The following is a 14,996-nucleotide window of genomic DNA, read 5'->3' as shown; positions in this document are numbered from 1 at the left end:
TGTTTTAAAGGTTTACTTGACCCAAATTTTCTAAATCGACAAATTCCTTTTTGCCATGAATATTGTACATTTTGCGCTCAATGTCTGGATAGTTGGTGATATCAATGGGTGGTCTGCTACCGCCCATAAGATAGACGGCATCGCTATCGCTGTCGTTACGCATAGAATGCGCCGCTCCATGTGCTGGGAAGCCGACGAAATCACCAGTATTTAATAAATAAGTGTCATCGCCATAACGTAGCGTAAGCTTACCAGATAGCATATAAATGAACTCGTCCGATTCTTCATGATAGTGATGCTGGGTCGTCTCATCACCCGATTCAACACGTACGAGATGCAAACCAAATTTGGTTAAACCAATGATGTCGCTCAATGAGACCGTATGGCGAATAGCTTGCTCGTTAAATTGGTGCACGTGTCTGGTTTTAGGAATGCTGTCAATATCAGACTTGATTAGGACGTAACTTTGGGTGTTTTTAAGCTCAGGCTGTGATGTCATGGTCATTAAGTAATCCCCATTGTTATTATTTTAATCTTATAACAGCCGTAATGAGTGAAGCCCAAGGTTTGCATTACTTAGCTGGGTAACCGGTGATATCTTGAATGCTGTGATACAAAGGCTGCAAGCGCTCATACATTTTCAGGTAGACTTCATTATATAAGCGTTTGTAGAGCTGAACATTGGCCTCAATGGGCAAGAACTCATCGCCCAAATGGGTCATTGCCTTAGTCGCTGTTAAGTGGTCGGGATAGATGCCAAGACCAACCGCACAGTTGATAGCCGCACCTAGTCCTGAGGCTTCAAAGGTGTGCGGACGGTAAGCGGGCATGCCAAAGATATCTGCCGTCAGCTGCATGGCTGAGTCGCTTTGTGAGCCACCACCAGAGACGCGTAAGTGTTTGATGGGTTTGCCCGTGCGTTTTTCAATGGTATCAAAACCAAGTTTAAGCTCATAGGCAAGCCCCTCTAAGATAGCGCGGTAAACGTGCGCCCGCGTATGCACGTCACCAAAGCCAATGAGCGCACCTTTGCCTTCAAGACCCGGATGACGAACACCGGGCGACCAATATGGCTGCATCATTAATCCCATACAGCCTGCCGGAATGTCTTTGACTGCATTGTCGAGTAGCTTTTCGGTATCAATACCCTGAGTCTTTGCCAGTTGCTGCTCATACTGGGCAAATTGCTCTTTGAACCAGCTGACCATCCAAAATCCGCGATAAATCATATATTCATGATTGTAGTAGTTTGGCGCGGCTGCCGTATAGGAAGGCATATGCTTGAGTATCTCGACGTAATTCGTTGAGGTGGTGTTAATCGTTGCAGTGGTGCCAAAGCTTAAGCAAGCGGTATCGGCCGCGAGACCCGCAGAGCCCAAGGCTTCGCAAGCCTTATCGCTGGCAGCTGCTATCATTGGCGTGCCCTCAAGAATACCTGTGGCTGCGGCGGCTTTTGCGCTAATGCTGCCGAGCTGCTGCCCTGGTGGAATGAGCTTGGGCATCTGTTCTAGTCGGCAACTGAATAACCGCCATTTGATATTGCTCGGCTTAAACCATGCTTGCGCCTTGTAATCATAAGGCAGGTAGCCTAAAGCATGACCGGTGGAATCGATAAGTTCATCAACGAGCTGATAGGTCAGGTACGCTGACAAATTAACATAATGCGCCGTTTTTGCCCAAAGCTCTGGCTCATGATAGGCAAGCCAGTTACAACGTGCTTTTTGCTGCGCTTCATTGACGAGCTCGCCCATACCGATTAGCTTAGTAAGAGGAGCGAGCATACCTAAGTCATTAGGCTCTCCTTGGCGAAAATCCATCCAAACAATGGCTGGGCGTAGCGGCTGTTTGTCTTTATCCAAACATATCATGGTATAGCGCTGGGTCGCTAGACTGATACCGGCAATTTGCGCTGGGGTGATATCGCAGGTTTGCCACAATTGCTGGCAGACCTCGCTTAACTTTTGCCAATAATAATCGGCATGCTGCTCAGCAAAATTAGGCTCAGTTGAAAAATAGGGCTCGATAGGCACGCGGGCTTTGGCAATCTCCTCGCCAAATTGATCAAAGATGAGCGCCCTAACACTTTGGGTGCCATTGTCGATCGCTAGGAAATAAATAGGGGTATCAAAGTTGTTGGTCATAGTAGTCCTTTACTATGTGGAAATAGATATATAGCTCACTAAAAATACTATGATTATAACGTGCTACTGGTATAAGTGTTCCTTGCTTGCTGTGCCTACGCAGACAGAGGCTGCGGAAAACTTATACCAGTAGCACTTGTTTATTAATATCGTATAAAAAAGTGCTAGGCCGCAGGCAGATGATAGTAGCGTTGCCATAATTGTGTATAACGGTCAGCCTCTTGCTGCCATTTTTGCTCATCCCAGCCCAGCTCTTGCTGACATATTTGCTTAACTCGATGACTGATAAGCGGTGTCATCGCACCATTAGGTAATATAAGACCCAAGCGCGTACGTCGCAATAATAAATCATCTAAATGAATGACTTGCTCATAGCGAGTAGCAAAGCGAATCTCTGCCCAGATGGTATTGCTATCAGTCACATAAGCCAAGTCATCGTCATGCGCCAGCTCAAGTAAGCTATCCAGTTGCCTGCCATAAAATCCTTGCAAGCGCTGTTGTAGCGATGCGGGTAGGGTAGCAAACTTGGCATTGGTTGGCGTTTGATTACTAAAAACTTGGCTGCTATATGACACATTATCTTGAGTAGCTGACTCATCAAGCTCGAGCACTTTTTGACAAACCTTTAGCACATCAAGTGCGATTAGACGAAAGGTGGTTAGCTTGCCGCCACTGACGGTCACTAAGTTATTATCGAGCCAAACGCTATGGTCGCGTTTTTCTTTGCTAGGACTGACGCGCTTGCCATCGCCACCTTCTGAAATCAGTGGACGCACGCCCGCCCAAGTACTGATAACATCCTCTCTGTTGAGGTTAGCATCATCAAAGAGGTTATTGGTCGCCGCTAATAGATAATCCACCTCTTCGTTCGTTATACCGACCTCACTATCATCTAAGGTTGGATGATCCAAATCGGTGGTGCCAAGGACGGTACGATTTTCCCATGGGAAAACAAACACTGCTCTTTTATCGACAGGGTGCAAAGAAGTATAGGCTTGTGTAAGAGGCAGACGCTCTTGACTAACCACCAAATGGCTACCGCGCGACGGACGAATCTGCTTATGAAAAGCTTGTTCCGTTTGCTTACTTGCCTGCATTCGTAGCGTATCCGCCCAAGCACCGGTCGCGCTGACCACGACTTTTGCATGAACATCGTAAGTATGACTACTATCTTCAGAAGAACCATCTATGAGAGTAGCACCAACGACCAAGCCTTGCTCGTTGGTGATTAACGATTCAGCTTTAAGGTAATTAATCGCCTGCGCACCATCATGAGTCGCTTCGTCTAACACTCGCATAACCAAACGCGAGTCATCAGTCACTGCATCGCTAAACTGGCTGGCTCCCAAAAACTTCTCTTGCTTAATATTTGGATTCAGGCTAAGAAAGGCGTCTTTTTTAAAATACTTAGAGTAGCGCTTGCCCGCTAAGCCATCGTAGACACGTAGCAAGGTATTAAATATCCACGGCGGCGGAAACTTGCCTTTATAGTGTGGCATGACGAAATGCATCTCGTTCACCAGACCGCTAGCCTCGCCAAGCATGCGCTCACGCTCACGGACGCTAAGCAAGGTGGTCTTATAATCTCCCGAAGCGATGTAGCGTAGCCCGCCATGTACCATTTTGCTCGAGCGGCTAGAAGTTCCCCAAGCAAAGTCTTTCTGCTCAATCAACAATACTGTTAAGCCACGCCGTGCCGCCTCGCGAGCAATCCCCGCGCCAGTAATACCGCCGCCGATGATCAGCATATCCCAAGGCACTTCTTGAGACGAGCGGCGAGATAAAGGCGCTAATGCTTGCTGGCGTTGCTGGTATTGATCATGCTGATTGGCTTGGTTCATAAACGATCCATCGTAATTTACAATCAAATTAATCAGTGACTCAGTGTTTCTAAGCCATCTGGTAGGGCTGTAGCTGCCTTTTAGTCTTCGATTAAAACACCCGGATTCATACGCTGTTCAGGATCTAAGCTTTTGAGCATATCGCTGGTTACCTGAATGCCAAGCTTACCTTTTTCGGCTGCTAGGTAAGGGGCATGATCGCGACCAACGCCATGCTGATGCGATATCGTCGCTGTGCCATTGGCTAAACTTGAACTGGCGGCATGTTTGATTTTTTGCCAGCGACTTAAAGTGCTAGCGTGATCTTGTGCCGCTCTAAAAAAGTAGGTGGTATAAAGGCTAGCACCTTGTTTATAGACATGCGAGATATGGGTAAAGGCCATGACTTCTTCGCCTTCATCTGCCAGAGCGTTTTGTACCGCTTCTTGCATCTGCTGCATCTGCTCGTCGATATGATTCCAGTTGGTTGCGGTCTCAAAGGTATCGACCATGATGCCTTTTTCCCACAGTGTTCCGCGTAAATAAGGAAATTTAAAACGTCCATGCGCCCATACACTGCCCATGATATCGGTTATTTTACCAGTGACACTACCTTGCTGTTTTAATAGCTTATTAAACTCCGTCAGCGCCAGTTTATTCTGTGCTTTATCACCGGATACGCCATAAGTGAGCATGACTTTATCTGAACTGAGTCCGCGCGCTTTAAGATAAGTACTGATCGCTAAAAATTGGCTGGGTGTCGTACCCAAATGTAAATGCGCGTCAGTCTCGACCGCATTACTTAGGCGTAGCATCGATAAGCGAATGTTTTTTTGCACGGCTTGTCTAAGTACTTCTTTACCCACTTCCCAGTTAGGCATAAATGCGACTTTAAACAGCTCCTCTTCAGGCTGATGCTGAACACGCATCTTAACTTCGGTAAAAATACCAGCGCGACCTTCCGTACCCATCATCATCTCACGCAGATCAGGACCTGCCGCTGACGCTGGGAAATCAGCTATATTCAATGTCCCTTGCGGTGTCACCAAAGTGCCACCAGCAAACATCTGCTCGATACGCCCGTATCCCAATGACTGCTGACCACTAGAGCGTGCGGCAATCCAGCCGCCGAGGGTCGATAGCTCCCAAGACTGGGGATAATGTCCCAAACGGTAGCCGTGTGTGTCTAATTGCGCTTCGACTGCTGGTCCTTGTGTGCCTGCGCCAAAGGTAGCAATTTGGCTTTCATTATCTAAATCAATAAGCTGAGCCATCTTGCTCATGGCAACTGTCAGTATGGGGCGTGAACCCTTTTGTGGATTAATGTGACCAGCTACTGAAGTACCGCCACCAAAAGGAATGACGATAAGATCATGCTCGCTTGCCAGTTTCAATAAGATTTCGACATCAGCGGTCGATTCAGGAAAAGCGACGCCATCAGGAAAGACCTCAAAGTCGCCACCGTGCATGGCAATCCAATCAGGAAAGCTCTGTCCACGCGCATGTCTGAGTCTATCTTCTTGATCAATAGATACTGTCTTTAACTCAGTAATGGCAGTAGGTAGGCGCGATTTGGGGACGGTTTTGAGTACCTGCGCCAAACTGACAGAGTTTAGTTTTTTGGTTTTACCGATGTGTGATTTGATCAGTTTCGCCCCATGCGCTGAGACTTTTTTATTAATATTGATATTGCCCCAGCCGTTCCAGCGCGTTTGCTCTATCGGCGTGTTGGCGGTCATGTTAATGGGCGCATCACTGTTTGCGATGTTATCTAATATAGGATTGTTGGTATTGGCAGGCGTAGCGGTTTTACGAATAAGAGATTTGATTTTGCTCATAGGGACATACCTGTCGATTTGTTATGACTATCTATTATAATTAAGGGTTCGGATAATGTTGGCTCAACCTGACAGCTGATAATTGGCTAAGATTCATCATAAAAATATATGATATTAAGGGCTTATAGTAAATAAGCAGTTTTAAAAATAAAGTATTTATCGTTCGAGCATAGCACAATATAAACAAAATTTTTATATAGACTCGTCATTTGTATAATAAAAAATTATAGCTTCTGCTCTGCAGCTTCATTATTAGCATTCGCTCAGGAGTATTATTCTTATAACTACCTAATAACTCGCAAAAATAATCAATAATTAATCATCTAATAGCCATTAATGGGTTCAAACTTGTTAAAATAAGCCACTAATTTTTTCTTGATGGACATCGATTTATGACCACTGCCGCTGCCACTCCTACAATTAAAGAAGATCGCATCTTAATCCTCGATTTTGGCTCACAATATAGTCAATTAATCGCCCGCCGTGTACGCGATTCAGGCGTATTCTGTGAGATGTTCCCGTATGACATCGACACCCAACGTATCATCGATTTTGGCGCAAAAGGTATCATCTTATCGGGTGGCCCTGAAAGCGTGCATGCAGAAAATAGCCCGCGTATCAACGACGCCGTCTTTGACTTAGGCGTACCCGTATTGGGTATTTGCTATGGTATGCAAGCGATGGCAGAGCGCTTCGGTGGACAAGTTCACGCCAGTGATATCCATGAATTTGGTGCGTCGACTATTAATATCGATGGTAAATCTACCCTTATAGATGGCATCGAAGACGCTGCTGGTAAGCTCAATGTCTGGATGAGTCATGGCGATAAAGTCATTGATGCGCCACAAGGCTTCGATATCGTTGCCAGTACGCCAAGCTGTCCGATTGCAATTATGGCGGACGATACACGCCATTATTATGGTTTACAGTTCCATCCTGAAGTCACCCATACCGCCCAAGGTCAGGCGTTGCTTGGTCGTTTTGTCCATGATATCTGTGGCTGCGCGGGTAGCTGGACGGCTGATAACATCATCGATATGCGTATTGCACAGTTGCAAAAGCAAATCGGTGATAAGCAAGTCTTGCTGGGTCTTTCAGGTGGTGTCGATAGCTCAGTCGTCGCGGCCTTATTGCATAAAGCCATTGGCGATCAGCTGACTTGTGTGTTTGTTGACACTGGTTTGCTCCGTCTATACGAAGGCGATCAAGTCATGCAAATCTTCGCTGAAAACATGGGCGTTAAAGTCATTCGCGTCGATGCCGAAGAGTTATTCTTAACGGCATTGGCAGGCGAGTCTGATCCTGAAGCTAAGCGTAAAATCATTGGTAAAACCTTTATTGACGTCTTTGCCAATAGCGCCCGTGAAATCAGCGAGCAAAGCGATGGTAAAGTCATTGAATTCTTAGCACAAGGCACTATTTATCCTGACGTGATTGAATCTGCCAAGTCGCACCAAGGTAAAGCGCACGTGATTAAGAGCCATCATAATGTCGGCGGTTTGCCAGATGATTTAGCCTTTGAATTGGTTGAGCCGTTACGTGATTTGTTTAAAGATGAAGTTCGTAAACTCGGTATTACCTTAGGTTTACCAGCTAAAATGATCAACCGTCATCCGTTCCCAGGACCGGGTTTGGGCGTGCGTATCTTGGGCGAAGTAACCAAAGAATTTGCTGATATCTTGCGTTCTGCCGATGCTATCTTTATGGAAGAATTAGAAAAATCAGGCTGGTATGAGAAGACCGCGCAAGCATTTGCGGTATTCCAACCGATTAAATCAGTTGGCGTGGTGGGTGATGGACGCCGCTATGCATGGGTGATTGCGCTACGTGCCGTTGAAACGGTGGACTTTATGACTGCACGCTTTGCGCATCTGCCGTATGACTTGATTGAAACCGTATCTAATCGCATTATGAATGAGATTGCTGAAGTATCACGCGTGACTTATGATGTGTCGAGCAAGCCACCGGCGACGATTGAGTGGGAGTAGCTCACATCTTTGTAATGTGATATAAAAATAGGACGCAAAAAGGAGCAATAAGCTATGAAATTAATTCATGTCGGTCAAGATGAATGGATGTTTGAAGAGTCGATTATTGAATTTCCTAAAAATAAATCAGCTAACGCTAATGAAAGTAGCCACTTAAAAAACAAAGTAAAAGATTTCGTTGACGCAGAAATAAAAGCAGGTCGCGATATTGATGACATCATGAACGAAGTGATGACCAAGTTTCAAGATGAAATTATGCAAGACTTTGATGACCAGCCGCCGACCTCATTTCAGGTTATTCAAATGACTTTGGCGCGTGATGGGTATGAAGTGGCTCGTGACATTGCGCAATTTCTAGTGTTAGAAAGTATAAATGACCCTGATGCTTACTTTAACTTAGCTTTTTTATGTGAGGAGCATGGCGATAGCTTTTTAGCCTTACTAAGTAGCCGTGAATGTATGCGACTTTATTTAGAATACTTTCCCAAAAAGTTTAATTGGCAAAAAAGTAAGCTTCCTTGGGGCATCATGGAAAACCGTCCCTTTTTGCGCGCTTTGTTTCAATCAACCAATTTGTATGCGGATAACGGTAGCTACAAGTTGGCATGTGAGCAAGGTGAAAAGCTATTACAAGTGTGCCCTAATGACAATTTGGGCATACGTGAACGCTTGGTAGAGCTATATATGCTGACCGAACAATACCAAAAAATCATTCAAATCTGTGACGATTATCCAGAGGATATGCTGGCCAATATTGCTTTTGGCAAAGTATTGGCTTATTGCTACCAAGATAAGTTAGATAAGGCAGAAAAAGAATGGGTTATCGCGCAAGCCAACTTGCCTGAAGTGGCTCATGAAATACTAAAAAAACGCCATCCTAGACCACGTGGTATTGATAATAGTTATGGTATAGAAATCGGTGGTAAAGATCAGGCATATTTCTACTGGCAAGATATGGGTGAATGGTGGGAAGGAAACGCTACGGCTCAAGCATTGATCGAGAAAAAACGTGCTGAAAAGAAGAAGTGATCCTTCTTATGCAAACATTTTCGGTATTCTAATCAATGAAATCGGTCGGTGATGGCCGCCGCTATGCGTGGGTAATTGCGCTACGTGCGGTTGAGACGGTGGACTTTATGACCGCGTGCTTTGCACATCTGTTGTATGATTTGATTGAGACGGTATCGAATCGTATTATGAATGAGATCGCTGAAGTATCACGAGTGACTTATGATATGTCGAGCAAACCACTGGAGACGATTGAGTGGGAATAATTACTCACTTAGTCTTTAGCTTTATATAGTAAAAGACACTCAACTTGTTGGGTGTTTTTTTTATTATTTTCAGATATTTTGTTAGATTATGTTTGCCTCGATATTAGAAACCTTAATTATTAATTCCTCATTAAACTCTAAATGATTTATTGAATAGTGAGCTCTACGATGACAGGTAGGACAAAGCGCAATGACATTTTCGGGTCTATCTGGACCACCATCTGCCAATCTTATTAAATGGTGTACTTCTAAATAAGGGCCATATTTAGTTTCAAATGGAGCTAACTCATTGCAGCCTTCACATTTACCATTTGCTCTTTTCTTTGCATACAATCTAATAGCATCGCTCCGATACTTGATAGACTGAATTTTTTCTTTAGTAGTTGCTTGAGTTGGAGTTTCACTTAAAGCAATATCGCGCAACTGCTTTAGTGACTTACCCTTACTGGGCTTTATTGTATGATTAGTTATATAAGATGCCTTTGGTGATTCAACCATATTGTGAATTGCTTTTTGATTTACATTAGCATCTCCACTACTGATAATGTCTAAGTGAAAGACGATAGCATCACGAAGCTCACCATTTTTATCTGGTCTCTCTTCAGTATGGTCACTGATATAATTGCAGGACCCTATAAATCGAACATAGCCTGATGATACTGATTCGAAAAGCAAGATTTCCTTTTTATTATTTTGATGGTCACGGAGAGCTAAGTTTCCTTTGGTCATTCTCATATGACCTTCTTGTCCTTCACCAGTGTATCTAAAGATACCATTAGCATCAAAACCATCTATATAGCCATATTCTCCACCAGCATCACCAGTAAAGATAAACACATAAGGGTGAGCGGCAGGAGTCGCTATACCGCCATATTGCTGACCTTTATACAAACCATGTATATCTACGCGGCGGTTATAAACTTTCCCAACTTCAAACAATTCAACCTCCATGTTCTTGTAATATATTTTTCCGATAAAAAATACAAGTATAGTTAATCCACTTTTAAAAAGGTACAGAACTAATGGGGTTGATTTTCCTTGCTTGCTGTGCCTACGCAGACAGAGGCTGCGAATAATTAACCCCATTAGTTCTTTATAACATTTGTATTTCTTTTATTTAGGATCGACTATAGCATTAATTCTTAACTAGAACATGCGATAGCAGCTTTACTTCATCTTTTAAAAAAGCAATGGCAGCGCCCTAAAGTACAGAACGCTGCCACTATTTGTAATTCTAAAAATTAATGATTAATTAAGCCTTCAAAATTACTTTACCTTGTTATCTGACTGCAATTTACCATCGACCGCTTTCAAGATGTCTGACCCCTGCCAAATCAAACACCGCTTCAAAGAGGCTTGCTATCTTAAATTTCTTTAGAACAGCTTGCTTAACGTTTTAAACCCTAACCCCGAACATTCACCACATAACGCCCAACCGTTTTACTATCTATAAAACGATCTAAGTATTCAGGCGTTTGCTCTAAGGTAATCTCTTCGCAATATTGCTCAAGATTGGGCAGCTTCATATCAGTGGCGACACGCTCCCAGATAGCCTTTTTGTCAGCCAGTGGAATATAGACCGAATCGATACCGAGTAAAGACACCGCTCTGGTGATAAAAGGCATGACCGACATCGAAAACTCAGCGCCGCCTGCTAAGCCACAACTGGTCACCGCGCCGCCAGATTTGGTTTGCTTAAGTAAATTTGCTAAGTAATCGCCGCCTATCGTATCGATAGCATTTGCCCACAGTTCACGGCCAATAGGTTTATTGCCGATGTCATTGATGGTATCGCGATGACGTACTTCGCTCGCACCCAATTCCTTCAAGTGCTCGCTTTGCTCAGGTTTCCCTGAGAAGGCAATAACCTCGTAGCCCAGTTGCTTTAAGATAGCGATGCTGATGCTGCCCACCCCGCCAGTTGCGCCCGTGACAGCTACTGGTCCGTCACTTGGTTTTGCGCCCATTTTTTCTAATTTTTGCACACTTAATGCAGCGGTGAGACCACCTGTACCGTAAATCATGGCTTCTTTTAGCGTTAATGAAGACGGGCAGGGCAGCGCCCAGTCGGCTGGAATAGAAATCATTTGACTGAGGCCACCATCGGTATCCATACCCAAATCATAACCAAAGACCACAACCTCTTGACCTGCTTCAAAAGTACCAGATTTATCACTGACCACGACGCCTGCTGCATCGATACCAGGCGTGTGCGGATAGTTTTTAGTAATTCTTTTATTGCCTGATGCTGACATGGCATCTTTAAAATTTAACGATGAATAATGGACTTCGATTAATAAATCATTATCAGGTAAATCACTGACGTTACGCGTTTGGATGCTTTTGTTGAATTTGCCGTCGCTGGCCTCGTGAACGACCAAAGCTTTAAAGGTATTATTGTTAGCCATAATTATAGTCCTCTTTAAATTTATTTTTGTGTGGTTAATAACCGCTTACTCGTTTCATTAAAATAAAAAAGCCCATGAAATCATGAGCTTTTTTATTTAATCTCAAACACTAAGGCTTTAATAACACCTTACCTTTCTTGTCTGACTGCATTTTTCCATCAACTGCTTTTAAGATATCCGCCAAATCAAACGTCGCTTCAGTCGGTAGCTTTAACTGACCACTTACGGCGCGATCAATCAGCTCGTCAACCAAACGCTGCTTATTCTCAACACTCATCTCTTGGCTAAGCTTACTGCCCCAAAATCCTTTCAACGTTGCTTGCTTAAAAATCATATCGGTAGGATTGAGCATCATCGGCTTACCGGACATCGCGCCAAACACGGCAAACGTCCCGCCATGACCGAGTAGGGATAATAAACTACCACTGTCTTCGCCGCCAACAGAGTCAACCGCTGCACTGATTTTGTCATCACCAATAATCGACTTTACCTGATCTCTCCAACTATCCTCTTCGGTATTGATATTGTGTTTCACACCGATGGCTTCTAGCTCTGCTATGGCATCACTACTGCGTACCACGTTAATAGTTTTTACCCCGCGCGCTGCCGCTAGCATGGCGAGCGATTTACCGACCGCACCATTGGCGGCGTTTTGGATAACCCATTGACCGGCTTGTAAGTCCAAGAACTCAAGCAACATCAAAGCGCTCAGTGGCATAGCAATCAATTGTGCTGCCATTTCATCGTCCAAGCTATCTGGCATGGGAAATACCATGTCTTCCACAGCCACGAAATACTCTGCCCAAGTTGCTTGGACACTGGCTGCTGCGACACGTTGACCAACTTTTAAATTTTTCACCTCACTGCCAACAGCATCGATGATACCAACGGCTTCACTACCACCGATAGCGGGCATTTTAGGCTTAAAGCCATATTGTCCGCGAATGGTGAGTAAGTCATGGTTATGGATAGAAGCTAAGACAGTTTTGACTCGGACTTCATTGGCTTTAGGTTCTGGAGTAGGGCGATCGCCGATGCTGAGTACTTCAGTGGGTTTGCCAAAATGGTCATAAGTTGCGCTACGCATGATAAATCCTTTTTTTAGTTTTTAACGGCTTGTCTAACAAGCGAATTGATTTTCAGTTACCAACAGTAACAAGTCTGCCGGCCAATTATCAGTACTTATTTGGTTAAGAAACGTTGTCATGTGCTTATCGTTATGTACTGATGGTAGTAGGTGGTTTTAATAAAACTTAATCCGACTGAGTACGTGCTCTTGCACCAGATAAGCACAGATATAGGCGCTCGGCCAAGCAAAGACAAAAGCCAGTCCCCACGAGTGCATTAATTCCATAAAGAAGCCATCGACGAACCCCACTTTTACCAATAGTAGAGCAGATGAGATAATGAGTGACATCATCAATGCCATTATTCCCGTGAAGATAAGCCGGTAGTATTTGCGGCGAGTGCGTATTCTGAAGGTAGGGAGGTTTGCCATAATATTGAATTTTCCTACAGGGTAATAGTGACGCTCAATGAACGAGAGTGAGTAGTGTGATGAGACGTCATTGACGACTATCATAGCGTATGCTGATGAGTGGATAAAATCGTTATTATCAATAGTGAAGTTCGTTATATTTTAATAATCGTCATTTCTTTGCTAAAAATAACAATATTCTGAATATTAGCAAACTAAAGGTGGTTATTTTTGCTACGATGAGCAAGATTAAAAGGCACACACAGGGTAATAGTATGAGCGTTCAAAAGCAGCGAACTTTGGGTATCATCGGCGGAATGAGTTGGGAGAGTACCGAAAGCTATTATCGTCTGATAAACGAAGGTATCAAGACTAAGCTTGGTAAGTTACATTCAGCAGACCTACTGATTCATAGTGTTGACTTTGCGCCTATTGGTAAGTTGCAAGTAGAAGGTGCGTGGACTGAACTGGGTGCAATGATGGCGAGCAGTGGCAAGCGCTTGCAGGCAGCTGGCGTACAAGGGTTATTGCTTGCAACCAATACTATGCATAAAGTCGTTAACGATATCGAAGCTGCGACGAATTTGCCAATTATTCATATTGCAGACGCTACTGCTAAGGTTATCAAAAAACAAAATCTGACTAAAGTCGCTTTACTGGGTACTCAATTTACAATGACCCAGAATTTTTACAAACAGCGTTTGTTTGATGCAGGCTTGCAAGTGCTTGTGCCAGATACAGATACTCAAGCAGAGGTACATCGTATTATTTACGACGAGTTGTGCCAAGGGCAATTGCTCGATAGTTCACAGCAGTATTATCGCCAAGTAATCAAGGCTTTAGAAGCACAAGGCGCCGAGGGCGTGATATTAGGCTGTACTGAGATTGGCTTGCTAATCAGTCAAGACGACAGCCCAATTCCAGTATTTGATGCCACAGCGATTCATGCGGCAGCGGCAGTGGCGTTCTTATTAAATGAAGATACCGGTTCACACTAAATAGCCTAGCCATCAAAACTCTTATACTAAGACTGTTATTTTAAGTGGTTTCACCCCTTATTCATTTGCTAGATTTTACAAGGATATTTCGATGCTATTAAAACGCCTAGGTTTTGCCACACTGTTAAGCCTTTCAGTCGTCGGCTGTACCACCGCGCCCAACACCCTTGCTATAAATACCACCCAAAAGTTAGTTCAATATGAGCGCAATAAGTCTGATTTGGCAGTAAAAGCGCTCACATTGAGCTCTGGTGACAAAATGGTTTATGCCGAAAACGGCAATGTAGCGGGTGAGCCATTACTATTGATTCATGGTTTTGGCGGTAATAAAGACAACTTTACCCGTATTGCTCGGCAGCTAGAAAGCTATCATCTGATCATACCTGATTTGCTTGGTTTTGGTGAGTCTAGTAAACCTATGACGGCAGACTATAGAGCCAATGCGCAGGCGACACGCTTACATGAGCTACTACAAGCTAAGGGTTTGACATCCAATATTCATGTCGGCGGCAACTCAATGGGCGGCGCTATCAGTGTGGCTTATGCAGCAAAGTATCCTAAAGAAGTTAAGAGTCTATGGCTGATAGATAGTGCGGGGTTTTGGTCAGCGGGCGTGCCGAAATCATTAGAAGGCGCAACCCTTGAGAACAATCCGTTATTAATCAATAAGACGGAAGACTTTTACAATATGTATGACTTTGTCATGTCTAAGCCGCCTTATATTCCTAAGTCTGTAAAAGCCGTATTCGCGCAAGAACGTATCGCTAATAAAGCGTTAGAATCTAAAATACTCGCGCAAATAGTTGAAGACAATGTCGAGGAGCGTGCCAAGGTTATCGCTGAGTATAATATTCCAACGCTGGTGGTTTGGGGCGAGGAGGATCAAGTCATCAAGCCTGAAACGGTCACGCTGATAAAAGAAATCATTCCGCAATCAGAAGTGATTACGATGCCAGAGATTGGTCATGCACCAATGATAGAGGCGGTAAAACAGACGGCGAATGATTATAAAGCGTTTCGTGCACAGCTGGGTGAGCAATAAGAGAAAATGA

At 44.1% G+C, this 14,996-nt stretch carries 12 protein-coding genes and 1 pseudogene; 5 read left to right on the top strand and 8 right to left on the bottom strand.

From position 1 onward, the window contains the following. Window positions 1-4: 4 nt before the first annotated feature. The 4 genes from JMW90_RS02960 to JMW90_RS02945 all read right to left on the bottom strand — a co-directional run bounded on the left by JMW90_RS02960 (window position 5) and on the right by JMW90_RS02945 (window position 5,799). Window positions 5-505 carry a cupin domain-containing protein gene (locus JMW90_RS02960; RefSeq protein WP_201561609.1) on the bottom strand — a complete coding sequence of 167 codons (501 nt, stop codon included), beginning with the start codon at window positions 503-505 and terminating at the stop codon, window positions 5-7. A gap of 67 nt (window positions 506-572) precedes the next feature. Continuing rightward, window positions 573-2,141, bottom strand: a complete 1,569-nt coding sequence (locus JMW90_RS02955) for an FGGY-family carbohydrate kinase (RefSeq protein ID WP_201561608.1) — start codon at window positions 2,139-2,141, stop codon at window positions 573-575. Window positions 2,142-2,305: 164 nt separating this feature from the next. After that, on the bottom strand, window positions 2,306-3,982 hold the full coding sequence (locus JMW90_RS02950) for a glycerol-3-phosphate dehydrogenase/oxidase (RefSeq protein ID WP_201561607.1): 1,677 nt from the start codon (window positions 3,980-3,982) through the stop codon (window positions 2,306-2,308). Between the two features lie 80 nt (window positions 3,983-4,062). Further along, a complete protein-coding gene (locus tag JMW90_RS02945; protein ID WP_201561606.1) occupies window positions 4,063-5,799 on the bottom strand; it encodes an FAD-binding oxidoreductase in 1,737 nt (578 codons plus the stop codon). A 392-nt stretch (window positions 5,800-6,191) separates the two neighbouring features. Between JMW90_RS02945 and guaA the strand changes: the two genes are divergently transcribed. The 3 genes and pseudogenes from guaA to JMW90_RS02930 form a co-directional block, all read left to right on the top strand. Then, window positions 6,192-7,787, top strand: a complete 1,596-nt coding sequence (gene guaA / locus JMW90_RS02940) for a glutamine-hydrolyzing GMP synthase (RefSeq protein WP_201561605.1) — start codon at window positions 6,192-6,194, stop codon at window positions 7,785-7,787. A gap of 54 nt (window positions 7,788-7,841) precedes the next feature. Next, window positions 7,842-8,816, top strand: a complete 975-nt coding sequence (locus JMW90_RS02935) for a transcriptional repressor TCF25 family protein (RefSeq protein WP_201561604.1) — start codon at window positions 7,842-7,844, stop codon at window positions 8,814-8,816. A gap of 32 nt (window positions 8,817-8,848) precedes the next feature. After that, window positions 8,849-9,061 (top strand): annotated as a pseudogene (locus JMW90_RS02930) (GMP synthase (glutamine-hydrolyzing)); the annotation flags it as partial. Window positions 9,062-9,142: 81 nt separating this feature from the next. On the opposite strand, the gene JMW90_RS02925 reads toward JMW90_RS02930, so the two are convergent. From JMW90_RS02925 to JMW90_RS02910, 4 genes are all read right to left on the bottom strand, one after another. Then, window positions 9,143-10,000 carry an HNH endonuclease gene (locus JMW90_RS02925; RefSeq protein WP_201561603.1) on the bottom strand — a complete coding sequence of 286 codons (858 nt, stop codon included), beginning with the start codon at window positions 9,998-10,000 and terminating at the stop codon, window positions 9,143-9,145. Between the two features lie 464 nt (window positions 10,001-10,464). Continuing rightward, window positions 10,465-11,469, bottom strand: coding sequence for an oxidoreductase (locus JMW90_RS02920; protein WP_201561602.1), 1,005 nt, complete (start codon window positions 11,467-11,469; stop codon window positions 10,465-10,467). A 109-nt stretch (window positions 11,470-11,578) separates the two neighbouring features. Next, complete coding sequence (locus JMW90_RS02915; RefSeq protein ID WP_201561601.1) at window positions 11,579-12,556, bottom strand: zinc-binding dehydrogenase; 978 nt, start codon at window positions 12,554-12,556, stop codon at window positions 11,579-11,581. A gap of 156 nt (window positions 12,557-12,712) precedes the next feature. Beyond that, on the bottom strand, window positions 12,713-12,967 hold the full coding sequence (locus tag JMW90_RS02910; RefSeq protein ID WP_201561600.1) for a DUF2798 domain-containing protein: 255 nt from the start codon (window positions 12,965-12,967) through the stop codon (window positions 12,713-12,715). Between the two features lie 254 nt (window positions 12,968-13,221). Between JMW90_RS02910 and JMW90_RS02905 the strand changes: the two genes are divergently transcribed. Together JMW90_RS02905 and JMW90_RS02900 are read left to right on the top strand one after the other, a co-directional pair. Then, window positions 13,222-13,944 (top strand): aspartate/glutamate racemase family protein, encoded by a 723-nt coding sequence (locus tag JMW90_RS02905; RefSeq protein ID WP_201561599.1) that lies wholly within the window; start codon window positions 13,222-13,224, stop codon window positions 13,942-13,944. 91 nt (window positions 13,945-14,035) lie between these two features. Continuing rightward, entirely contained in the window at window positions 14,036-14,986 is a 951-nt protein-coding gene (locus JMW90_RS02900) for an alpha/beta hydrolase (RefSeq protein WP_201561598.1), read from the top strand. Window positions 14,987-14,996 lie beyond the last annotated feature (10 nt).

Source organism: Psychrobacter glacincola, assembly GCF_904846215.1.
Taxonomy (GTDB): Bacteria; Pseudomonadota; Gammaproteobacteria; order Pseudomonadales; family Moraxellaceae; genus Psychrobacter; species Psychrobacter glacincola.
The sequence above is the reverse complement of the archived record's forward strand: the minus strand, read 5'-3'. Positions and strand labels throughout refer to the sequence as shown.

Bases quoted from the DNA above. Each gene is read 5' to 3' on its own strand.
- JMW90_RS02960 (WP_201561609.1), bottom strand. From the start codon at position 505: ATGACCATGACATCACAGCCTGAGCTTAAAAACACCCAAAGTTACGTC.
- JMW90_RS02955 (WP_201561608.1), bottom strand. From the start codon at position 2,141: ATGACCAACAACTTTGATACCCCTATTTATTTCCTAGCGATCGACAAT.
- JMW90_RS02950 (WP_201561607.1), bottom strand. From the start codon at position 3,982: ATGAACCAAGCCAATCAGCATGATCAATACCAGCAACGCCAGCAAGCA.
- JMW90_RS02945 (WP_201561606.1), bottom strand. From the start codon at position 5,799: ATGAGCAAAATCAAATCTCTTATTCGTAAAACCGCTACGCCTGCCAAT.
- guaA (WP_201561605.1), top strand. From the start codon at position 6,192: ATGACCACTGCCGCTGCCACTCCTACAATTAAAGAAGATCGCATCTTA.
- JMW90_RS02935 (WP_201561604.1), top strand. From the start codon at position 7,842: ATGAAATTAATTCATGTCGGTCAAGATGAATGGATGTTTGAAGAGTCG.
- JMW90_RS02920 (WP_201561602.1), bottom strand. From the start codon at position 11,469: ATGGCTAACAATAATACCTTTAAAGCTTTGGTCGTTCACGAGGCCAGC.
- JMW90_RS02915 (WP_201561601.1), bottom strand. From the start codon at position 12,556: ATGCGTAGCGCAACTTATGACCATTTTGGCAAACCCACTGAAGTACTC.
- JMW90_RS02910 (WP_201561600.1), bottom strand. From the start codon at position 12,967: ATGGCAAACCTCCCTACCTTCAGAATACGCACTCGCCGCAAATACTAC.
- JMW90_RS02905 (WP_201561599.1), top strand. From the start codon at position 13,222: ATGAGCGTTCAAAAGCAGCGAACTTTGGGTATCATCGGCGGAATGAGT.
- JMW90_RS02900 (WP_201561598.1), top strand. From the start codon at position 14,036: ATGCTATTAAAACGCCTAGGTTTTGCCACACTGTTAAGCCTTTCAGTC.